Source organism: Caulobacter sp. 602-1 (genome assembly GCF_003931565.1).
GTDB lineage: Bacteria > Pseudomonadota > Alphaproteobacteria > Caulobacterales > Caulobacteraceae > Caulobacter.
The window spans coordinates 694,721-716,342 of record NZ_RRYI01000002.1; the positions used below are offsets into that span (position 1 = coordinate 694,721).

21 protein-coding genes are annotated in these 21,622 nt (G+C 67.1%); 16 read left to right on the forward strand and 5 right to left on the reverse strand.

Annotation, left to right across the window (positions count from 1 at the left end):
* Window positions 1-10: 10 nt before the first annotated feature.
* The 8 genes from EIK80_RS07815 to EIK80_RS07850 all read left to right on the forward strand — a co-directional run bounded on the left by EIK80_RS07815 (window position 11) and on the right by EIK80_RS07850 (window position 9,788).
* Window positions 11-328 carry a helix-turn-helix domain-containing protein gene (locus EIK80_RS07815; protein WP_233586485.1) on the forward strand — a complete coding sequence of 106 codons (318 nt, stop codon included), beginning with the start codon at window positions 11-13 and terminating at the stop codon, window positions 326-328.
* Window positions 328-705 carry a VOC family protein gene (locus EIK80_RS07820; RefSeq protein ID WP_125156393.1) on the forward strand — a complete coding sequence of 126 codons (378 nt, stop codon included), beginning with the start codon at window positions 328-330 and terminating at the stop codon, window positions 703-705. The genes EIK80_RS07815 and EIK80_RS07820 overlap by 1 nt, the downstream gene beginning before the upstream one ends.
* Window positions 706-748: 43 nt before the next feature.
* Window positions 749-1,726 (forward strand): metalloregulator ArsR/SmtB family transcription factor, encoded by a 978-nt coding sequence (locus EIK80_RS07825; protein WP_125156394.1) that lies wholly within the window; start codon window positions 749-751, stop codon window positions 1,724-1,726.
* Window positions 1,723-2,667 (forward strand): methylenetetrahydrofolate reductase [NAD(P)H], encoded by a 945-nt coding sequence (gene metF / locus EIK80_RS07830; protein WP_125156395.1) that lies wholly within the window; start codon window positions 1,723-1,725, stop codon window positions 2,665-2,667. The genes EIK80_RS07825 and metF overlap by 4 nt, the downstream gene beginning before the upstream one ends.
* Window positions 2,664-3,539 carry a CAU/MBL1b family subclass B3 metallo-beta-lactamase gene (blaCAU, locus tag EIK80_RS07835; RefSeq protein ID WP_125156396.1) on the forward strand — a complete coding sequence of 292 codons (876 nt, stop codon included), beginning with the start codon at window positions 2,664-2,666 and terminating at the stop codon, window positions 3,537-3,539. Before metF ends, blaCAU begins: the two co-directional genes overlap by 4 nt.
* Window positions 3,536-4,612: a homocysteine S-methyltransferase family protein gene (locus EIK80_RS07840; protein ID WP_125156397.1), complete on the forward strand. Its 1,077-nt coding sequence runs from the start codon at window positions 3,536-3,538 to the stop codon at window positions 4,610-4,612. The genes blaCAU and EIK80_RS07840 overlap by 4 nt, the downstream gene beginning before the upstream one ends.
* A gap of 149 nt (window positions 4,613-4,761) precedes the next feature.
* Window positions 4,762-7,431, forward strand: coding sequence for a methionine synthase (gene metH / locus EIK80_RS07845; RefSeq protein WP_370450206.1), 2,670 nt, complete (start codon window positions 4,762-4,764; stop codon window positions 7,429-7,431).
* 191 nt (window positions 7,432-7,622) lie between these two features.
* Window positions 7,623-9,788: an EAL domain-containing protein gene (locus EIK80_RS07850; RefSeq protein ID WP_158624649.1), complete on the forward strand. Its 2,166-nt coding sequence runs from the start codon at window positions 7,623-7,625 to the stop codon at window positions 9,786-9,788.
* A gap of 89 nt (window positions 9,789-9,877) precedes the next feature.
* Here the strand turns inward: EIK80_RS07850 and EIK80_RS07855 are convergent, their stop codons facing one another.
* Window positions 9,878-10,720, reverse strand: a complete 843-nt coding sequence (locus tag EIK80_RS07855) for a hypothetical protein (RefSeq protein WP_125156400.1) — start codon at window positions 10,718-10,720, stop codon at window positions 9,878-9,880.
* 270 nt (window positions 10,721-10,990) lie between these two features.
* On the opposite strand from EIK80_RS07855, the gene EIK80_RS07860 reads away from it, so the two are divergent.
* The 6 genes from EIK80_RS07860 (at window position 10,991) to EIK80_RS07885 (ending at window position 16,308) form a co-directional block, all read left to right on the forward strand.
* Window positions 10,991-11,686, forward strand: a complete 696-nt coding sequence (locus EIK80_RS07860; RefSeq protein ID WP_125156401.1) for a DnaJ family molecular chaperone — start codon at window positions 10,991-10,993, stop codon at window positions 11,684-11,686.
* A 99-nt stretch (window positions 11,687-11,785) separates the two neighbouring features.
* A complete protein-coding gene (locus tag EIK80_RS07865) occupies window positions 11,786-12,100 on the forward strand; it encodes a hypothetical protein (RefSeq protein WP_125156402.1) in 315 nt (104 codons plus the stop codon).
* Between the two features lie 154 nt (window positions 12,101-12,254).
* Window positions 12,255-13,376 (forward strand): alpha/beta hydrolase-fold protein, encoded by a 1,122-nt coding sequence (locus EIK80_RS07870; protein WP_125156403.1) that lies wholly within the window; start codon window positions 12,255-12,257, stop codon window positions 13,374-13,376.
* 251 nt (window positions 13,377-13,627) lie between these two features.
* Window positions 13,628-13,918: a putative quinol monooxygenase gene (locus EIK80_RS07875; RefSeq protein WP_125156404.1), complete on the forward strand. Its 291-nt coding sequence runs from the start codon at window positions 13,628-13,630 to the stop codon at window positions 13,916-13,918.
* A 6-nt stretch (window positions 13,919-13,924) separates the two neighbouring features.
* Window positions 13,925-15,136 (forward strand): acyl-CoA dehydrogenase family protein, encoded by a 1,212-nt coding sequence (locus tag EIK80_RS07880; RefSeq protein ID WP_125156405.1) that lies wholly within the window; start codon window positions 13,925-13,927, stop codon window positions 15,134-15,136.
* An 80-nt stretch (window positions 15,137-15,216) separates the two neighbouring features.
* The gene (locus tag EIK80_RS07885; protein WP_125156406.1) at window positions 15,217-16,308 is read left to right on the forward strand and encodes an NADH:flavin oxidoreductase; all 1,092 of its coding nucleotides are present in this window, start codon (window positions 15,217-15,219) and stop codon (window positions 16,306-16,308) included.
* A 203-nt stretch (window positions 16,309-16,511) separates the two neighbouring features.
* On the opposite strand, the gene EIK80_RS07890 is transcribed toward EIK80_RS07885, so the two are convergent.
* Both EIK80_RS07890 and EIK80_RS07895 read right to left on the reverse strand, forming a co-directional pair.
* Window positions 16,512-17,303 carry an SDR family NAD(P)-dependent oxidoreductase gene (locus tag EIK80_RS07890; RefSeq protein WP_125156407.1) on the reverse strand — a complete coding sequence of 264 codons (792 nt, stop codon included), beginning with the start codon at window positions 17,301-17,303 and terminating at the stop codon, window positions 16,512-16,514.
* A gap of 106 nt (window positions 17,304-17,409) precedes the next feature.
* On the reverse strand, window positions 17,410-18,321 hold the full coding sequence (locus EIK80_RS07895) for an SMP-30/gluconolactonase/LRE family protein (protein ID WP_125156408.1): 912 nt from the start codon (window positions 18,319-18,321) through the stop codon (window positions 17,410-17,412).
* A gap of 347 nt (window positions 18,322-18,668) precedes the next feature.
* Here EIK80_RS07895 and EIK80_RS07900 point away from each other — a divergent pair, with 347 nt between their 5' ends.
* Together EIK80_RS07900 and EIK80_RS07905 are read left to right on the forward strand one after the other, a co-directional pair.
* Entirely contained in the window at window positions 18,669-19,688 is a 1,020-nt protein-coding gene (locus tag EIK80_RS07900) for a hypothetical protein (RefSeq protein WP_125156409.1), read from the forward strand.
* Between the two features lie 64 nt (window positions 19,689-19,752).
* Window positions 19,753-20,178, forward strand: a complete 426-nt coding sequence (locus EIK80_RS07905) for a hypothetical protein (RefSeq protein ID WP_125156410.1) — start codon at window positions 19,753-19,755, stop codon at window positions 20,176-20,178.
* Here EIK80_RS07905 and EIK80_RS07910 read toward each other — a convergent pair.
* Together EIK80_RS07910 and EIK80_RS07915 are read right to left on the reverse strand one after the other, a co-directional pair.
* Window positions 20,175-20,687 (reverse strand): dihydrofolate reductase, encoded by a 513-nt coding sequence (locus EIK80_RS07910; RefSeq protein WP_125156411.1) that lies wholly within the window; start codon window positions 20,685-20,687, stop codon window positions 20,175-20,177. The two genes, EIK80_RS07905 and EIK80_RS07910, sit on opposite strands and share 4 nt — an antisense overlap.
* Before the next feature lie 10 nt (window positions 20,688-20,697).
* Window positions 20,698-21,537, reverse strand: coding sequence for a thymidylate synthase (locus EIK80_RS07915; RefSeq protein ID WP_125156412.1), 840 nt, complete (start codon window positions 21,535-21,537; stop codon window positions 20,698-20,700).
* Window positions 21,538-21,622 lie beyond the last annotated feature (85 nt).

Below are 21,622 nucleotides of genomic sequence, written 5' to 3' on the forward strand. Positions count from 1 at the left end.
TGAAGCGCCCATGCCGGGGCGTGCGGTTCGTGGCTCGGACAGCGGCAGGCCGATCATGGCGGCGCTGGACCTCCTCGGTCGGCGCGGGGCGCTGCGGATCGTCTGGGAGCTGCGCGAGGGCCGCGTCCTGACCTTCCGCGCCCTGCAGGCGGCGGCCGAACTGCCGCCGGGCACGCTGAACACACGGCTGGCGGAGTTGCGCGCGGCCGACATCGTGGCGGCCGACGCCGGCTATCGCCTCAGCCCGCGCGGGTCGGACTTGATCGCGGCGCTGTGGCCTCTGCTAAGGTGGTCCGAGGATTGGGCGAGCGCGATGGGGGATCGGTGATGGCCAAGGTGCTGGGGCTGGGCGGGGTGTTCTACAAGGCCGAGGATCCGCAAGCCGCGCGCGACTGGTACGCGCGGGTGCTGGGCTTCGAAATCCATTCGTGGGGCGGGGCGGTGTTCAAGTCTCCCAGGACCGCGACGACCAACTGGGCGCTGTTCGGAGCCGACACTCAATATTTCGCGCCGTCCGCCGCGCCGTTCATGATCAATTTCGTGGTCGATGATATCGACGGCGTGCTGGCCACGGCCGCCGCGGAGGGCGTTGAGCCGACGGGCCGGCAGGACGAGGGCGGCATGGGTCGTTTCGCCTGGCTGATGGACCCGGCCGGGGTTAAAATCGAGCTCTGGGAGCCGCCTGCGGCCGACGCCGAGGCATAAATTCCCCTTGCCAAATCGGACATAAAGATATCTTTATGTCCTCATGAAGCTCACCGCCGAACAGGTTGTCGAAGTGCTGCGCGCCGCCGGCGAGTCGACGCGCCTGCGCCTGCTGGCCCTGTTGGCGGCCGAGGAGCTGTCGGTGCTGGAGCTGTGCCGGATCCTCGACCAGAGCCAGCCGCGCGTCTCGCGGCATCTGAAGCTGCTGGCCGAGGCGGGCCTGGTCGAGCGTTTTCCGGACGGGGCCTGGGTGTTCTACCGCCTGGCCGCAAAGTCTCCGGGCCGCTTCCTGGTCGAGCAAGCGCTGGACCTGATCGACGACACCGATCCCGTCGTGCGCCTGGACGCCGACAAGCTGTCGGCCGTGCGCGCCGAGCGCTCGACGGACGCCCAGGCCTATTTCGCCCGCAACGCCGCGCGCTGGAACGAGATCCGCTCGCTGTATGTCGACGAGGCCGAGGTCGAGGCCGCGATCCTGCGGGCCGCGGGGGAGGGCCCCTTCGACGAGATGGTCGATCTGGGCGCCGGCGCGGGGCGCATGCTGACCCTGCTGGGCAAGCGAGTCAGCAACGCCCTGGGCCTGGACCTGTCGCAGCAGATGCTGAACATCGCCCGCGATGAGGTGACCAAGGCCGGGCTGACCCGCTGCGAACTGCGTCATGGCGACATCTTCCGCACGGGCCTGCCGGGCGGCTGCGCCGATCTGGTCACCGTGCATCAGGTGCTGCACTACCTTTCGGATCCCGCCCACGCGGTAGCCGAGGCCGCGCGGCTGGTGACGCCCGGCGGCCTGCTGCTGATCGCCGACTTCGCCCCGCACGACCACGAGTTCCTGCGCGAGGTTCACCAGCACCGCCGCCTGGGCTTCGACGACGTCGAGATCGTCACCTGGCTGCAGGCCGCGGGCCTGCATCTGGAAAGCAATATCGCCCTGCCGCCGGCCACGGCCGAGGGGCTGACCGTCAAGATCTGGACGGCCCGGCGCCCCGTCGCCGCCGTGGCCGAGAGGAACGCCGCATGACCCTTCCGCCCACCCGCCGCGTGATCGGTCCCGTCGCCCGCGCTGGCGAGCGCACCTATCGTCCGCGCGTCTCGTTCGAGTTCTTCCCGCCCAAGACCCCGGCGATGGAAGAGAGCCTGTGGCAGGCGATCACCCGCCTGGCCCCGCTGGACCCGGCCTTCGTCTCGGTGACTTACGGCGCCGGCGGATCGACCCGCGAGCGCACGCACCGCACGGTCAAGCGCATCCTGGACGAAACGACTCTCAAGCCCGCCGCCCACCTGACCTGCGTCGGCGCCTCGCGCGACGAGGTCGACGAGGTGATCCGTGAGTACTGGGAGACGGGCGTTCGCCACATCGTCTCGCTGCGCGGCGACCCGCCGCCGGGCGAGGGCGGCATCGGCGGCGTCTATGTCCCGCGCGCCGACGGCTACGCCAACGCCACCGAATTGACCAAGGCCGTGCGCGGCATCGCGCCGTTCGAGGTGCTGGTCGGCGTCTATCCTGAGAAGCATCCGGAAAGTCCGTCGCTGGAGCACGACATCGATGTGCTGAAGCAGAAGGTCGACGCCGGCGCGACGCTGGGCATCAGCCAGTTCTTCTTCGATCTGGACGCCTTCCTGCGCTATGTCGACAAGGTCCGCGACGCCGGGATCACGATCCCGATCGTGCCGGGGATCATGCCGGTGACCAATTTCGCGGGCCTCAAGAAGATGGCCGCCGCCTGTCAGACGGCGATCCCATCGTGGCTGGGCAACCTTTTCGACGGCCTGGAGCACGACGCCGAGACGCGTCGCCTGATCGCCTGCTCGGTCGCCGCCGAGATGTGCGCCAAGCTGCAGGAGCAGGGCTTCGAGGACTTCCACTTCTACACCCTGAACCGGGCCGACCTGGTCTATGCGATCTGCCGTGTGCTGGGCGTTCGCGAGGTTTCACCGGCCCCGGCGGAGGCGGCGGCATGAAGCGCTTTTTGATCGCCCTGGCGGCGTCGGTCCTGGCCCTGGCCCCGGCGGCCCACGCCGACATGCCCGCCAACTGGACCAAGCCGACCAAGCCCTACCGCGTCGTGGGCAACATCTATTACGTCGGGACCGAGGGCATCTCGTCCTGGCTGATGACATCGTCCGAAGGTCATGTGCTGCTGGACGGCGGGCCGAACGCCGAGGTCGGCAAGCAGATCGAGCGGAACATCGCCGCGCTGGGCTTCCAGTTGGCCGATGTGAAGATCCTGATCAACACCCACGCCCACTACGACCACGCCGGCGGTCTGGCTCAGCTGAAGGCCGACATCCCAACGGCCAAGTTGTGGATCTCGCGCGGCGACGAGCCGGCGATCGAGCAGGGCCACCATATCGGCGACAACGAGAACGGCCCCACGCCCATGCCGGCGGTGAAGGTCGACAAGGCGTTCGGCGACGGCCAGAAGCTGAAGCTGGGCGAGACGGCGCTGGTCGCCCACCTGACGCCCGGCCACACGATCGGCTGCACCAGCTGGACCACCGCCGTGATCGAGAAGGGGCGGCCGCTGACCGTCACCTTCCCGTGCTCGCTGTCCGTGGCCGGCAATGTGCTGGTCGGCAACAAGACCCACCGAAACATCGTCGCCGACTATCGTGGCAGCTTCGCCAAGCTGCGGGCCATCCCGACCGATGTGATGCTGCCGGCGCACGAGGAGCAGGGCGACCTGCTGGCCAAGCGCAAGAAGCAGCTGCGCGGCGACCCCAACGCTTTCGTCGATCCGACCGAGCTGACGCGCTTCGTCGCCGACTCGGAGGCCGCCTTCAATGAAGAGCTCGCGCGCCAGCAGGCGGCGGCTTCCGGAGTCCGGAAATGACCGACCTTTCCATCCGCGCGAACCGCGTGGCCGCCCTCAAGGCCGCCGCCAAGCAGAAGATCCTGATCCTGGACGGCTCCTGGGGCGTGATGTTCCAGAAGAAGGGCCTGACCGAGGCCGACTACCGCGCCGAGCGCTTCGCCGGCTACAACGGCCAGATGAAGGGTAATAACGACATCCTGTGCCTGACCCGGCCGGATCTCGTGGCCGAACTGCATGACGCCTATTTCGCCGCCGGCGCGGACATCTCGGAGACCAACACCTTCTCGGGCACCACGATCGCCCAAGCCGATTATCACCTGTCGGAACAGGACGTCTGGGACATCAATCTCGAGGGCGCCAGGATCGGCCGCTCGGTGGCCGACCGCTGGAACGCGCAGAATCCGGCCAGCCCAAAGTTCATCGCCGGCTCGATCGGGCCGCTGAACGTGATGCTGTCGATGTCCTCGGACGTGAACGATCCGGGCGCGCGCAAGGTGACCTTCGACCAGGTCTACGCGGCGTATCGCCAGCAGGTGGACGCGCTCTACAAAGGAGGCGTCGACCTCTTCCTGATCGAGACCATCACCGACACCCTGAACTGCAAGGCTGCCATCAAGGCCATTCTCGACCTGCGCGACGAGGGCCATGAAGAGCTGCCGATCTGGATCAGCGGCACCATCACCGACCGCTCGGGCCGCACCCTGTCGGGCCAGACGGCCGAGGCGTTCTGGAACAGCATCAAGCACGCCAAGCCTTTCGCGGTGGGCTTCAACTGCGCCCTGGGGGCGGACCTAATGCGCCCGCACATCGCCGAGATGGCCCGCATCGCCGACACGCTTGTCGCGGCCTACCCCAACGCCGGCCTGCCCAACGCCATGGGCCAGTACGACGAGGAGCCGCACCAGACCGGCCACGCCCTGCACGAGTGGGCCAAGGACGGCCTGGTCAACATCCTGGGCGGCTGCTGCGGCACGACGCCGGATCACATCCGTCACGTGGCCGACGAGGTGCGCGGTGTCGCGCCCCGCCAGATCCCCGAGCGCCCCAAGGCCATGCGCCTGGCGGGGCTCGAGCCGTTCGAGCTGGCTTAGCCGCTATCTCTCTTCTGCCTTCCTGGGCCTTGCGCCCAGGACCTAGTTTTCCGCTGATGCGGAGCCCGACTTTCCAGGCGCCGAGTTAGCGGCGCCCTGGGTCCTCGCCACAAGGGCGAGGAAGGCGGGTTTATTTGGATCGACCGACCATGAGACCCGTCTTCGTCAATATCGGTGAGCGCACCAACGTCACCGGCTCGGCCAAGTTCAAGAAGCTGATCGTCGAGGGGAACTACCCCGAGGCGCTGTCGGTCGCGCGCCAGCAGGTCGAGGCCGGGGCACAGGTCATCGACGTCAACATGGACGAGGGCCTGCTCGACTCCAAGCAGGCCATGATCACCTTCCTGAACCTGATGGCCGCCGAGCCGGACATCGCCCGCGTGCCGGTGATGATCGATAGCTCCAAGTGGGAGGTGATCGAGGCGGGCCTGAAGTGCGTCCAGGGCAAGGCGATCGTCAATTCGATCTCGATGAAGGAAGGCGAGGCCAAGTTCATCGAGCAGGCCAAGCTGTGCCTGCGCTATGGCGCCGCCGTGGTGGTCATGGCCTTCGACGAGGTCGGCCAGGCCGACACCGCCGCCCGCAAGATCGAGATCTGCGAGAAGGCCTACCGCATCCTGGTCGACAAGGTGGGTTTCCCACCCGAGGACATCATCTTCGACCCCAACATCTTCGCCGTGGCGACGGGCATCGAGGAGCACGACAACTACGCCGTCGACTTCATCGAGGGCACGCGCGAGATCAAGAAACGCTGCCCCTACGCCCGCGTGTCGGGCGGGGTTTCGAACGTGTCGTTCAGCTTCCGCGGCAACGAGCCGGTGCGCCGGGCGATCCACTCGGTGTTCCTGTATCACGCCATTAACGCCGGCATGGACATGGGCATCGTCAACGCCGGCGACCTGCCAGTCTACGACGCTCTGGATCCCGAGCTGCGCGAGGCCGTCGAGGACGTGATCCTCAACCGGCCGCAGCGGACCAATGTCTCCAACACCGAGCGCTTGGTCGACATGGCCCCGCGCTACAAAGGCGAGAAGGGCCAGGTCCAGACCGCCAACCTGGAATGGCGCAAGGGCACGGTGAACGAGCGCATCACCCACGCCCTGGTCCACGGCATCACCGAGTTCATCAACCAGGACACCGAAGAGGCGCGCCTGTCGGTCGAGCGGCCGCTGCACGTCATCGAAGGTCACCTGATGGACGGCATGAACGTGGTCGGCGACCTGTTCGGCTCGGGCAAGATGTTCCTGCCGCAGGTGGTGAAGTCGGCTCGCGTCATGAAGCAGGCCGTGGCTTGGCTGGAGCCCTTCATGGAGGCCGAAAAGGCCGGCAAGCCGCGCGAGCAGGCCGGCCGCATCCTGATGGCCACGGTCAAGGGCGACGTCCACGACATCGGCAAGAACATCGTCGGCGTGGTCCTGCAATGTAACAATTACGAGGTCATCGACCTGGGCGTCATGGTCCCGGCCGACCGCATCCTCGACGAGGCCAAGAAGCACAACGTCGACATGATCGGCCTGTCGGGCCTGATCACGCCGTCGCTGGACGAGATGGTGTTTGTGGCTTCCGAGATGGAGCGCCAGGGCTTCACCATCCCGCTGCTGATCGGCGGCGCCACCACCAGCCGCACCCATACGGCGGTCAAGATCGAGCCGGCCTATCACAAGGGCTCGACCACCTATGTGCTGGACGCCAGCCGGGCGGTGGGCGTGGTCTCGGGCCTGTTGTCGCCGAGCGAGCGCGACCGTCTGCAGGCCGAGACCCGCGCCGAATATGTCCGCATCCGCGAGCAGTACGCCCGCGGCCAGACGGCCAAGGCGCGCACCAGCATCGCCGAGGCGCGGCTTCGGAAGTTCGTCATCGACTGGGACGGCTATGTGCCGCCCAAACCGAGCTTCATCGGCGCGCGCACGTTCGAGCCGAGCCTGGAGGAGCTGGTTCCGTTCATCGACTGGTCGCCGTTCTTCGCCAGCTGGGAGCTGATCGGGCGCTTCCCGCAAATCCTGGAGGATGACGTGGTCGGCCAGGCCGCCACCGACCTCTATCGCGAAGCCCGCGAGATGCTGGACAGGGTGGTCGCCGAGAAGTGGTTCGGCGCCAAGGGCGTGATCGGCTTCTGGCCGGCCCAGGCCCAGGGCGACGACATCGTTCTCTATACGGACGAGACCCGAACGGCCGAATATTCGCGCTTCCACACCCTGCGCCAGCAGATGGACAAGGGCGAAGGCAAGCAGAACGTGGCGCTGTCGGATTTCGTCGCGCCGATCGGACAGGGCGCTGACTATATCGGCGGCTTCGCCGTCACCGCTGGCCACGGCGAGGACGAGATCGTCAAGATGTTCAAGGACGCCGGCGACGACTATAGCGCCATCATGGCGTCGGCCTTGGCCGACCGCCTGGCCGAGGCGTTCGCTGAATGGCTGCACTACAAGGCGCGTGTCGAGCTTTGGGGCTACGCGCCCGACGAGGCGGCCGACACCGACGTGATGATCGCCGAGACCTATCAGGGCATCCGTCCCGCGCCCGGCTATCCGGCCCAGCCCGACCACACCGAGAAGGGCGCGCTGTTCAAGCTGCTGGACGCCGAGGCGGCCACCGGCCTGAAGCTGACCGAGAGCTACGCGATGACCCCGGGCGCGGCGGTCTCGGGTCTCTATTTCAGCCACCCCAAGGCGCACTATTTCGGGGTTGGCAAGATCGACGCGGACCAGGTCGAGGACTATGCCCGCCGCAAGGGCTGGGACGTGGCCACGGCCGAACGCTGGCTGGCGCCGATCCTCAACTACGACCCGGCCGCGCGGACTCGGGGGGCGGCGGCCTGACGAGGCGCCGGGCCCGTCCCGCCGACGACGTCGGACGCCGATCGGGCGGGTTCCGGCGTGGGGGGCGTCGGGTGACGGGAACCGTGAAACCCAAATCGCGTAACACTGTGCGATAATTTGTCCACGGGGGCGTCACGATAAGGAATTCGGCAAGGGTTCCCATGAAGGATGCGCCATCTCAGGGGAGTGAGATGGACCGTCGGAACATCGAGCTGAAGATCTTTGGCCTGATCGCCGGCATGGCGGCGGGCATGATGCTGCTCGCCGGTGTGGCCCTGACGGTGGCCACACGCCACGCCGACGCGCGCGAGCGCCAGTACGAGCAGACCCTGGTCGGCAACGGGCTGCGCCAGCGCGGCAAGGAGATCCAGACCGCCCTTAATCCCTACGTCATCTGGGATGAGGCGATCATCAAGCTGGACAACCACTATGACCAGGCATGGGCCAGCCAGAACATCGGCGCCTCGCTGGGCGGCGCCTTGGGCTACAAGGTCGCCTTCGTTCTCGACGCCGACGGCAAGCCGATCTACGGCCACATCAACGGCAAGGATGTCGCGCCGGAAGCCTATGCCCGATACGCAACACCGACCGCCCGTCTGGTCACCGCGATCCGCGAGATCGAGGCCGATCCCAAGAAGGTCGCCAAATTGCGCGCCGTCCACACGAGTCGTGTCGAGCTGATCGGCGACGAGCCCGTGCTGATCACCGTCTCGCTGATCCGCCCGGACCTGAAGGCCAAGACCCGGGGGCCCCGCGCCCCGCTGCTGGTGACCGGCATCCCGGTGGCCAACAGCGTGATCAAGACCTTCTCCGACCGCTTCCTGCTGCGCGACGCGCGTATCGAGGTGGTCAAGCCGGGCGCGGCCAATACGGACGCCGCCCAGGCCATGCTGGGGCGGGCCGCGGATGGTCGCCGCGTCGTTCTGAGCTGGACGCCCCGCAAGCCGGGCGAGGAACTGCTGAAGTCGGCCACGCCGATCCTGGCCCTGGCCGTGCTGGCCGCGGCGGCCGGCTCGCTCCTGCTGTTCCGCGTCACCCGCCGCGCGGCCAAGAAACTGCTGCTGAGCGAGGCCGAGGCCAAGCACCTGGCGCTGCATGACCCGCTGACGGGTCTGGCCAACCGCACCCTGTTCACCGACCGCCTGGTCCACGCCCACGCCCTGTTGCGCCGCAAGCCGGGGCATCTGGCCGTGCTGTGCATCGACCTCGACCGGTTCAAGGAGGTCAATGACAGCTATGGTCACGACGCCGGGGACCAGCTGATCCGCGAGGTCGCCCGTCGGCTGGTGAACATCTGCCGCGAGACCGACACCATCTGCCGACTAGGCGGCGACGAGTTCGCGATCATCCAGCCCGACACGACCCCGTCCGGCGCGGCGACCCTGGCCCAGCGCGTGGTCGACGGCCTGTCGGGCGAGGTGGACCTCTCCATCGGCCGGGCGCACCTGTCGTGCTCGGTCGGCGTATCGGTCGTCTCCGACGCGGATCAGGGGCAGGCCGAGCTGCTGCGCCAGGCCGACGTCGCGCTCTACCGCGCCAAGGAAGCCGGCCGCGGTCGCTTAGCCTTCTTCGAGCCCGAGATGGATGCGGCTCTTCGCCTACGGAAGGGTCTGGAGCGCGACCTGCGCGCGGCCCTGGAGAGCGAATCCCTGGCCGTCGCCTACCAGCCGCTGACCGACGCGCGCGGCGCGATGATCGGCGTCGAGGCCCTGGCCCGCTGGACCCATCCTGAACGCGGCGAAATCTCGCCGGCCATCTTCATCCCGTTGGCGGAGTCCTGCGGCCTGATCGGCCTGGTCGGGGCGGCGGTGTTCCGCCGCGCCTGCTACGACAGCCTGCGCTGGTCGGGGCTGGAGGTGTCGGTCAACGTCTCGGCCATCCAGCTGTCCAGCCCCGGCTTCGTCGACGAGATGGTCGCCACCCTGGCCGAGACCGGCGCCCGCGCCGACGTCTTCCTGCTGGAGATCACCGAGACGGCGCTCCTGAAGGACAGCGATGGCGTTCACGACGCCTTGCGTCGCCTCAAACGCCTGGGTTTCCGTCTGGCCCTGGACGACTTCGGCACCGGCTACGCCAGCCTCGCCTACCTGCGCCGCCATCCGATCGACAAGTTGAAGATCGATCGCTCGTTCGTCTCCAGCCTGCCGGGCAACAGCGAGAGCATGGCTGTCGCCAGCGCCATCATCAGCCTGGCCAAGTCACTAGGTCTGAAGACCACGGCCGAGGGCGTCGAGACGCAAGGCCAGCTGGACGCCCTGGTGAAACTGGGCTGCAGCGAGTTCCAGGGTTACCTGCTGGGCCGCCCTATGCCCGCCGACGCCATCGCCGGCGTGCGCGAGGCGGCGAAGGTCCTCTAGTCCGGACGCTCCCAGCTGGGGAGGATCGCCTTGCGGCGCCTGCATCCTTCGCCCAACGATAAGATGGAGGGCGAAGGACCGGTCGGGCGTCAGTCCGCCTTGCAGATCAGCACGTCGCGGCCGCCGCGCTTGGCGGGGACCAGGCTGCCGGCGCAGGGGATCGGATTGACCGGGTCGACGATCACCTCATTGCCGCCGATTGGCGGCAGTTTGGCGGCAGGGGCCTTGGGCAGCGGCTTGGCGGCGGTCGGCTTGGTCTCGGCCTTCACAGTCTTGACCGGAGCGGTTTTCGCCGGCGCGGGCTGGGCGACCGTCGGTTTCGGCGCGGGCGTCGGCTCGGACACCGGCGCGGGCGGCGCGGCGGGCTCTGTGGCCGGCGTGGCGTTGAACGCCGGGTTGGAGGCTTCAGCCGGCGGCGCGCTCTTCGAGGCCGCAGCGGCATTGTTGTAGTTCAGGGCCTTGCCCAGGATGGTCGAGCGAGTCTCCAGCGCCCTCGCGCGCTTTTCGCAGTCGCCGGGGGGGCTCCAGCTCATCCACATCTGCGCCAGGCGCGCCTTGTCGACCGTGTCGGCGCCTTGCCAAACGGACTGGCCGCGCTTGACCTGGGCGCCGCCATATTCCGAGATCGGGCGCGGACTGGCCTTCTCGGCCGCCGTGATCGCCGAGGCGAACACCTTGAGGTCCTTTTGCGCCTGCTCGCGCATTTCAGGATAGGTCTTCAGCGAGGCGGCGACGCCGTCGGGACCCGGGAACGCCTTCTCGATCCGCGTCACCTCGGGCATCACGCGATCATAGAGATTGGCGTAGCCGCCCAGGGCGCCGTAGCACCAGGCGACATAGCCGTACTCGTCGGTCGGCGGAGCATTGGGCGACTGGCTGGCCTGACCGTCCTGGGCGAAGAGGGCGAGGGCGAGGAAGAGGGCGTTCGCCATGCGGGCGGATGTCCTTTTTAAAAATACGTCGAGCCTGACTAGAGCATTTCGATCCAGAATGGGACCGTTGCGTGACCATAAGAGGTCAAGCGCGGCCATAACGGACGAAGCACCGATCGGCTCCCTCGTCGCGTGATCGGGCGGTTTCGCCGCATTGCACTAAAGTCATGTGAACGATCATTCTCATTGTGCTAGAAGCGAGCTGGCGGGTGATCCGAAAGGACCCGTCATGCGTATCTTCTTCGTCCGTCGCTGGTTTCGAGGCGCTTCATGACCTTCTGGCGCAACATTGCGAGTATCGCCGCCCGGCGTCTGGACCTGGCCGACTGCACGGAATGTCCGAGCGGCCTGCCGGGCGAGGATCCGGCGTTCTCGACCGCGGTGACGGCCCTGGGCGCCAAGCTGGCCAAGGTCGATGGCCGCGCCGACGGTGGCGAGTTCCTGGCCTTCACCGAGGTGTTCCAGCCCGATCCGGCCTCGGAGCAGAACATTCACCGCCTGTACGACCTGGCGCGCCAGACGACTCATGGCTTCGAGAGCTACGCCAAGCGTCTGGCCAAGCGCTATAGCACCTGCCCGCAGCTGCTGGAGGACGTGGTCGACGGCCTGTTCCATATCGCCAAGGCCGACGGTGTCGTGACCCAGGACGAGCTCGACTATCTGGAGCGAGTCTCGAACCTGTTCGGCATGTCGCCGCTGTCTTTCCGCCGTCTGCGCGCCACCCATCTAGGCGTGGGCAAGGACGATCCGTACGCCATCCTGGAAGTGCCGGCCGACGCCGACGACGCCACGGTGCGCAAGGCCTGGAAGCTGGCCCTGTCCAACGCCCACCCCGACCGGGCGCGGGCGCGGGGCCTGCCGGCCGACTTCATCGCTCTGGCCGAGACCAAGGCCGCCGCCATCAACGCCGCCTTCTCGACGGTGATGCGCGAGCGCAAGGAACTGGGTTTGGCCGCGGCGGGTTGAGCCGAGACGATCCGTCGCTCCGTAAGGGGCCGGAATAGGGCTTTTCATCCGAGGCCGTCGGGTGTTCAGTTGCGGTTCAGCGCTTGTGAACCAACTTCGTTGATCATGAGCGTGGACGAGAGGATTACGATGAGCAGCCAAGGCGTCGCAGCTTCGCCCTTCCATAGCCTGGCCTGGATGGCCGGGGCTCTGGCGACCTCGGTCGCGGTGTTGATCGGCGCGGTGCTGGCGGTGGTGTTCGCCGCCACCGTGGTCGCCGTCGGTTTCCTCGGCAGCGCGCTCTTTGGTCTCGCCGCTTTCGCCTTCCGCGGCCGCAAGGTCGCCAAGGCGCCGACGGGTGATCCCAGCCTGATCGAGGCCCGAAATGTCGGCGGCCACTCGTGGGTCGCCTACGGCTGGAACGAGCGGCCTTAAAGCCAAACAGTCAGCAGAATATTCTGTCTTCTAGCCCCGAAAAAAGGCTTTACGGCTACTGGCGCCCTCATCGCCGATAGGCGCAGGCAAGACCGGCTCAAGATTGACGGCGCAATCTACAGCGGTAAATCTCCCCTTGGATTTAGGGGGCTCCATGAAGACGCATCTAATCGCCGCTTGGCTACTCATCTGTGCTCTTTGCGCACCCGCTCTGGCCGCCTCGTCATCTCTATCCATCAAGGCTGAAGGGCCTGTCGTCATCGCCGACGCCATCAGCCTGACGGTCCACTCCGCGATCGTCGGCCGAGACTTCGTCATCGAGGTCACGCCGCCGCGCACGCCACCGATCCTTCCTGGGCAGACCGCGCCCGTGGTCTATGTCCTAGACGGCGGCTACGACCTAGCCGGCCCGGCGGGCTATATGCTTGGCGCGGCGGGCGTGATGGCCCCGGCCTATGTCGTGACGGTGGGGTATCCAGCGGGAGCATCGGCGCGCGGCGTGGACCTGCTGTCCACATCCGCGACCAGCCCGGACGGCTTCGCTCACAAGGGGGGAGGCGCGGACGCCTTCCGCCGTTTCTTGGTAGAGGAACTGAAGCCGTTCGTCGAAGCGCGCTACCCGGTGGATGGCGGCAAGTCGATGCTGTTTGGGCATTCCTTGTCTGGACTTTTCACGGCCAACGTCCTTGCTAGTCATCCCTCGGACTTTGCCGCCTACCTCATCGCTAGCCCGTCGGTCTGGGCCGATCCTGGTGTCGTCGAACGTCTTCGGGCCCTTCGGATCGCCAATTCGCCCCGCCGTGTCTTCGTGGGCTACGGAGGCGACGAAAACGCCTACATGATCGACGGCGCGCGGCAGGTGATCCGGGCGTTAAGCGGCGTGCAAGGCGCTTTGCTCCAGGCCAAGGCGTTCGAGGGCGAACAGCACATCTCCTACTATCCCGCTCTTCCGAACGCCGCGTTCCCCTTCCTGCTGCCCCGCGACAATCTCATGCGTCGTCCGAATTCGGTTGAGCTTTCGGCAGAGCGGCTGAAGCGGTACCTGGGCGTGTACGAACTCGCCGATCATCGACATGTCACGGTGACTGAGGACGAGGATGGCCTTGTCTTCAAAGTCGACGGGCGCGACGAGGCCGGCTTGCTGGCGGAGGCAATGGACCGGTTCTTCATCAGAGGCGTGGACGCGAGCATCATCTTCGACGCTGGAGATGGCCTTGCCAGGAAAATGGAGATCAGCCTGAACGGCACGACGGCTCTTGCCCTGCGCGTCCCATAGGAATCCGAAGGAGGCTGGCGCGCCCTTTTGATCTCGACCGTCACCGATCGCACCTTGGTCGCGCACGCGTGGCGGCAGTTGAGGGGGGATCGTGACTGTAAGCAATTGTTGGTTTTGGCGAATACCCGCCGGTGTGGCGGGAAATGACTGTTAAGAGGCTGGGCGCATGAAGGCGCGTTCCGCCACGTCCCCCTTGCTCCCATCGCCTTGCTCCCGCATCCTGCCTTTCAAACAGATGTTGGGAGGCAAGCATGATTGGCGTCGTCGCGGTTTTGAAGGTCCAGCCGGACAAGTCCGGGGATTTCGAGAAGGTGTTCCTGGATCTCCAGAACAAGGTGAAGGCCAACGAGCCGGGCTGCCTCGTATACCAGCTGACCAAGTCCAAGACCGAAGCCGGGACCTATAAGGTCCTGGAGCTCTACGCCTCCGAGGACGCGCTGAAGCACCACGGCGGCACGGAGTATTTCAAGGCCGCCGGCGCGGCGATGGGACCGTTCATGGCCGGTCGCCCCGAGATCGAATATTTGGACGCCGTGGAGTAGACGGCGATGGATCTGGCCTTCTCGCCCGAGGACCTGGCCTTCCAGCAGGAGGTCCGCGACTGGATCGCGACCGCCTATGACGACGGCCTGAAGAAGCAGTTCAGCCAATCCAAGAACGGCTATCTCGACAAGGCCGGCCAGGTGGCCTGGCAGAAGAAGCTGGCCGAGCGCGGTTGGGCCGCGCCGGACTGGCCGGTCGAGCTGGGCGGGGCGGGGTTCACCCCCTCGCAGCGCTACATCTTCAACATGGAGATGAGCCTGGCCGGCGTGCCGACCTCCTCGCCGATGGGGTTGAAGATGGTCGCGCCGGTGATCATGGCGTTCGGCAGTCCCGAGCAGAAGGCCCAGCATCTGCCGCCGATCCTGAAGTCCGACATCTGGTGGTGCCAGGGCTATTCCGAGCCAGGCTCGGGGTCGGATCTGGCAAGCCTGCAGATGAAGGCCGAGCGGGACGGCGACGACTATGTCCTCAATGGCTCGAAAATCTGGACCACCCACGCCCAGTGGGCCGATTGGATGTTCTGCCTGGTCCGCACCTCGAACCAGGGCAAGCCGCAGGAGGGCATCTCGTTCCTGCTGCTGCGCATGGACAGCCCCGGCATCCAGATCAAGCCGCTGCCGACCCTGGACGGCCCGCCGGACGGCGAGCAGGAGATCAACCAGGTCTTCTTCGACAATGTGCGGGTGCCGGTCGCCAACCGCATCGGCGAGGAGAACAAGGGCTGGACCTACGCCAAGTACCTACTCGAGTTCGAACGCGGCAACGCCTATGCGCCGGGCCTGATGAACATGCTCAAGAAGGTCAAGCGCATCGCCGCGCTGGAGCTGGCCGACGACGGCGGCCGGTTGCTCGACGACGCCGATTTCCGGAGCAAGATCACCAATCTGGAGATCCAGGTCGAGGCGCTGAACGCCACCGAGCTGCGGATCTTCTCGAGCCGCACCGCCGGCAAGGCGATCGGCCCGGCCTCGTCGATGCTGAAGTGCGTGGGCTCGGAATATCAGCAGGCGATCACCGAGCTGACCCTGGAGGCGGTTGGAACCTACGCTGCGCCATTCGTCGAGGATCCCTGGTCCAAGAGCAACGAGCGGCGCGCCGGCCCAGACTACGCGGCGCCCGCGGCGCCGGCCTATTTCAACTACCGCAAGGCCTCGATCTACGCGGGATCAAACGAGATCCAGCGCAACATCATGGCCAAGATGGTGCTGGGGCTTTAGCGCCTCAGTTTTTCTGGATGGCGTGGCGATCCAAACGCGTGTTTGGATCGCCGGTAACCTCTCCTGTTTCGGAATCCCTCATGTCGCTCGACGCCCTGTTCAAGCCGTTCGAATTCAAGTCGCTGAAGCTGCCTAACCGGGTGGTGATGGCGCCGATGACGCGGTCGTTCTCGCCCGGCGGCGTGGCCACCGACGAGGTCGCCGCCTACTACCGCCGCCGCGCCGAGAACCAAGTCGGATTGATCGTCACCGAGGGCACGGGCGTGGCCCGGCCGGCCTCATTGAACGACGCCAACGTGCCGCGCTTTCACGGCGAGAAGGAACTGGCCGCCTGGAAGAAGGTGGTCGACGAGGTCCACGCGGCCGGCGGCCTGATCGCCCCGCAGCTCTGGCACGTCGGCTCGGCCAAGGGGCCGGCCCAGCTGGGCAAGGTCGACAGCCCCTCGGGCATCTCGAAGGCCGGTGGCGAGCCGTTCACCGAACCGATGACCGACGCCGATATCGCCGACACCATCGCCGCCTTCGGCCAGGCTGCGGGCGACGCCAAGCGCCTGGGCTTCGACGCGGTCGAGCTGCATGGGGCCCACGGCTATCTGATCGACCAGTTCTTCTGGGCCGGCACCAACATCCGCACCGACAAGTGGGGCGGCCCGACGATTGGCGAGCGGGCGCGGTTCGCCGCCGAGATCCTGAAGGCGGTTCGCGCCGCCGTCGGCCCGGACTATCCGGTGATCATCCGCCTGTCGCAGTGGAAGCAGCAGGACTACACGGCCCGGAACGCCTCGACCCCGCGCGAGCTGGAAGCCTGGCTGCAGCCGCTGGCCGACGCCGGCGCCGACATCTTCCACTGCTCGCAGCGCCGCTTCTGGGAGCCGGAGTTCGAGGGATCCGACCTCAACTTCGCCGGCTGGGCCAAGAAGCTGACCGGGGCCCCGACCATCACCGTCGGCTCGGTGGGCCTGTCGGGCGAGTTCATCGCCGCGTTCGGCGGGGAGGGTAGCCAGCCTGCCTCGATCGACGGCCTGCTGGAGCGTCTGGAGCGCGGCGAGTTCGACCTCGTCGGCGTCGGCCGGGCTCTGCTGCAGGACCCGGAATGGGTCGTGAAGATCCGCGAAGGCCGCAATGATGAGCTGAAGAACTTCGAGCGCGCCGCCCTGGGCGCGCTGTACTAGCCGACACCCCCTGTTCCGGGGCTGTGCCTTGGGCCGGCCCCGGACCATCGTCGTCTCGCTCACCAGCGGGAGGCGTCGATGACTTGGTTGCCCTATCTGTCCGGCCTGCTCGCCTTGCTGGCCATGGCCTTGCTGGTCGCCGGCGCCTTCCTGCGGGAGTAGGCGGGGGAGCGGGGGCTGACGCTCCTCCCGCCGCTTTCATCCTAGGCGATGGTGGTGACCAGACCGCCCTCGGCCTTCAGCGAGGCGCCGTTGGTGGCCGCCGACAGCGGACTAGCGACATAGGCCACCAGGCTGGCGATCTCTTGCGGCTCGATCATCCGCTGCAACAGCGACGAGGTGCGGTGCTTCTCGAAGAACTCGGCTTCGTGCTCAGCGGCCGTGCCGTTCGGATTGGCCGATACGCTCTTCAGGAACTCGAAGATGCCGGCCGCGCGGGTCGGACCCGGCAGGACGGAATTGACCGTGACGCCCGTGCCCTTGGTCTGCTGGGCCATGCCGCGCGCGACCGCCAGCTGGGCGCTCTTGGTCATGCCGTAGTGGACCATCTCGCCGGGGATCGCCAGACCCGACTCCGATGAGATGAAGATCACCCGGCCCCAGTTTCGCTCCAGCATGCCCGGGAAATAGCCGCGCGACAGGCGCACGCCGCTCATCACATTGACTTCGAACAGGCGCAGCCAGTCTTCGTCCGGGATATCGGCGAAGGCCTTCATCTCGTAGATGCCGAGGTTGTTGACGAGAATGTCGACCGAGGGGACGGCCTTGAGAATGGCGGCGGCGCCATCGGCCGTGGCCGCGTCGGCGAGCACGCCCTTGACCTTGGCTCCGCCCGAAGCGCGGATGCTGGCCAGGGCCTCGTCCAGCTTGTCCTGGGTGCGGCCGGTCACAAACACCTTGGCGCCTTCGACGGCCAGGGTGCGGGCGATCTCCAGGCCGATCCCGGCGGTCGAGCCGGTCACCAGCGCGGTCTTGTCGTTCAGTTTGAGGTCCATCGCTGGGCTCCGTTGCTTTGACGGCTCCACAGATGGGCCCGCCACGACGCCAGACTACGCCGTGACTTGGCACAGGACTTGTGACTTCAGTTCATCGATTGGACGCCTAGGCGTTGAAGTTCAGCTTCAGGCCTGGGCGCGGCCAGCGGGCCTTGTAGAGCTTGCCGGTGCCCGAGGCGGTGATCCACGCGTCGCGCATGTCGGCCCCGCCAAAGCAGATGTTGGTCACGATCACGTCCGGGAAGGCATAGTGCTCGGTCGAACCGTCCGGGTCGAAGGCGGTGATGCCGCCATTGATGATCGTCGCCACGCAGACCTTGCCACCGGCCTCGACGGCCAGGCTGTCCAGCAACTGGTAACCCGGCAGGTTGCAGACCACGTCGCCAGGCTGAAGGGGCAGGGGATCGGCCAGGACGCCGGGAGCGGTCACCTCGAACGACCACAGGCGGCCCAGCATGGTGTCGGCCATGTAGACGGTCTTTTCGTCGGGCGAGAGGCCCACGCCGTTGGGCGAGACGAAGTGATCGCGCCAGCGGGTGATCTTCGAGCCGTCGGGCAGGGCGTAGTAGAGTGCGCCATATTTGCGGCCTTCGGGCGTCGAGCAGCCGTGGTCGGTGAACCAGAAGCCGCCCTGCTTGTCGAAGACAAGGTCGTTGGGGCCGACCAGGTCTTTGCCGTCGCACGCGGTGTAGAGCGTGGTGACGGCGCCGGTGGCGATGTCGATCCGCTGGATCGAGCCGCCCTTGTGGGTCGGCGGGGTAGGGCCGGGGATGTTCAGCCCGTTGGCCTCGAAGAACTGGAAGGCGCCGCCGTTGTTGGTGACGTAGAGCGCGCCGTCCGGGCCGATCGCCGCGCCGTTGGGCCCGCCGCCGGTTTCGGCCACGGTTTCCTTGCGGCCGTCCGGCCAGACCCGGGTCAGGCGCTGACCCTGGATCTCGGTGAGGATCACCGAACCGTCGGCCATGGCCACGGGACCTTCGGGGAATTGCAGACCTTCGGCGACCAATTGGGTGTCCATCGACGTCTCCCTGACACCTCTGAGCGGGTGTTGGGATCACTATAAACGCTCGTTTGAATCTGGCGAGGGTTCCGTTCGGCGAACCGTGTCATGAGCGCCACATCAACCGGCGCGCGTGCTCGAACGGCGTTCTCGGGGCTTGTCGGGAGTCGATGCCTGTGGGATCAGCCAGCCTCGAAACCAGCTCCGGGAGCCGATCCGCCGCATGAAACTCGTCGCCGCACAGACCAACGCACCGCCGAAGGCGGGTTGGCGCGCGCCGTCGAATTCGCGCCGCCGATCCACCGCTCGCCCCTTGCGCATCTACCGCTAGCCGCGGCCGCTCCGGCCGCCGCCGGAGCTCTTCAATGACCGTCCTGTCTCTCGCGAGTACGACCTCCGTCGCCTCGCCCCTGCTACGCCTGATCGCGCCGGCCTATGCCGACGTGCTGGCCGCCCTGTGGCCCGCGCCCCATACCGCCTTCGTCACCGCGCCAGCGGCGCGGCGGCACCTGATCTGCCTGATGCTGGCCGCCGAGCCTCACGGCGGTCCGCCGATCGACGTCGTCGGCCTGATGGACCTGTCGCTGCGAAAGGCCATCGCGCTCGCCTTGGAGGACGCCGCGCCCGCCGGTCTGCGCCGGGCGCTGGAGCGCTTGGGCGAGATCGCCTGGGCGTCGGAGGACTACCGCGCGCTGGTGCATCTGCTGGCCGACCCCGCGCCGGCCAAGACCCTGCGCCACGCCGACGCGATCACCCCGGACCTGGTCCGCGCCCTGGCGGCGCTGCCGGCCGACCTGCGCGAGGTCGGCGGTGTGGCCCTGCGCGTCAGCCCCGCCCAGGCCGCCCTGCTGGCCGAGGCCCACGCGGTGCTGAAGAAGCGTCTGTCGCCGGAACTGCTGGCCCAGCGGATCGCCGCCTGGGGTCATGTCCCCACGCCCAAGGCGCTGTTCACCCTGGTGGCCGAGGACTTCCGCCGCGAACTGCCCCCGCCGCCCCATCCGGGCACCGAACGCCTGCGGCCGCTGGAGACGGTAGCGGCCATCCGCGACGCGGCCCGCCGCTACCGCAACTGCCTGGCCAACTATGTCGACTACGCCGTCGACCGGCAGAGCGCGATCTACGAGTGGCTACCCGCGCCGGGGGCGGTGGTCGAGCTGACGCCCGACACCTTCTTCGGTTGGCGGCTGGACCAGGCGCGGCTGGAGAACAACAAGTCGGTCGACGAGGCCACCCGCGAGGCCATCGTCGCCGAGCTGCGCGGCATGGGCGTCCATGTCGGCCGTAGCGCCTGGCAGATCCGCCGAGCCCTGGAGCGCGCCGCATCGCCGAAGTTCGAGCTGGAAACGGTGGACGCGGCGATCGCCGACTACTTCACCGACGACTGAGGCCTTGCGCCCGCCACGATTTCGCGGTGAGCGTGGGCTGAAGTACGGACAAGGGATTCTGGGTATGCGGGTATCTGTGGTGGCCGTCGCGGCGGCGGGCGTGATGCTGACGGCCTGCGCGGCCATGCCCTCCCTGCCGTGGTCGAAGTCGGCGGCGATGCCGACGCGGCCAAGCTGCCCGGCGATAAAGACCGAGCAGTGGAAGCCGATCGTCGAGGGCGCGGTCCACAAGACCTTCGACCGTGATCTCCAGAAGCGCTTCGGCGACACCGGCGTCCATTCGCGGATCGCCTGGAGCAAGACCGACAAAGGCGATACCGTGATCACCGCCCAGCGGATCGGCCCGGCCAAGTACGCCATGCCCGAGGTCGGCAAGGGCGGTGAGGTCGAGGTCGTCTTCCAGGCCTGCACGGGCAAGTACTTGAAGACGCACAAACGGGCCGAGCTCGAGAAGAAGCCGCGTCCGCTGGCGACAGAACCGGCGAACTAGCGCCGCTCCAGCACCCGGAACACGAAGGCATGGTCGTCGCCTTCGCCGGCGGGGTGCGTCTCGCGACGGACTTCGGTCCAGGCCGCCTCGTCGAAGTCGGGGAAGCGGACGTCGCCCTCCACCGTGGCGGAGACCTCGGTCAGATACAGGCGCTTGGCCTTGGGCAGGGCCAGCTCGAACAGGGCGTGGCCGCCGATCACGCAGACCTCCTCGACCCCGTCGTCGGCTGCCTGCTCCCGGGCGATCTGCACCGCCTCCATCCAGGTCTCGCAGACCACAGCGCCCGCGGCCTCGAAGCTCTGGTCGCGGGTCAGGACGATGTTGGTGCGGCCGGGCAGGGGCTTCCTGGGCAGGCTTTCCCAGGTCTTGCGGCCCATGATGATCGGCTTGCCCAGGGTATTGGCCTTGAACAGAGCCAGATCCGACTTCAGCCGCCAGGGAAGGTCGCCGTCACGACCGATAACGCCGTTGGCGGCGCGGGCGACGACGATGGCGAGGATCGCGCTCATGGGAGACCGATCAAACCGAGACCTCGGCCTTGATGTGCGGGTGGGCCTGATAGCCTTCCAGGGTGAAGTCCTCGTAGTCGAAGGCGAACAGGTCGCGCTTGTCGGCGATCTTCAAGGTCGGGAAGGGATAGGGCTCGCGGGTCAGCTGTTCGCGGGCCTGGTCCAGGTGGTTCAGGTAGAGGTGGGCGTCGCCGAAGGTGTGGACGAACTCGCCCGGCTCCAGGCCGACGACCTTGGCGACCATCAGGGTCAGCAGGGCGTAGCTGGCGATATTGAACGGAACGCCCAGGAACACGTCGGCGCTGCGCTGGTAGAGCTGGCAGGACAGCTTTCCATCCGCGACGAAGAACTGGAACAGACAGTGGCAGGGCGGCAGGGCCATGTCGTCGACATCGGCCGGGTTCCAGGCCGTGACGATGTGGCGGCGGCTGTTGGGATTGGTCTTCAGGTTCTCGACGAGGTTGGCGATCTGGTCGATCACGCGACCGTCCGGCGCCGCCCACGAGCGCCATTGCTTGCCGTAGACCGGGCCGAGGTCGCCGTTCTCGTCGGCCCACTCGTCCCAGATGCGAACGCCGTTGTCCTTGAGATAGGCGATGTTGGTGTCGCCCTTCAGGAACCACAGCAGCTCGATGAAGATCGAGCGCAGGTGCAGCTTCTTGGTGGTCAGCACCGGGAAGCCCTTGGCGAGGTCGAAGCGGATCTGACGGCCGAATACGCCGAGCGTGCCTGTGCCGGTACGGTCGCCACGCTGGACGCCGTTCGCCAGGATGTCGGCGAGAAGGGCCAGATACTGCCGCTCGGGATGATCGGCGGCGGCTTTGGGGGCGTCGAGGACGGCGGTGCTCATGATGGACACAGAGTGCCGCCGAATCGAAACGCCCGCCAGTACGAGCCTGACGGGCGTCCACAATCGATCGTCATTTCTCCCCGTT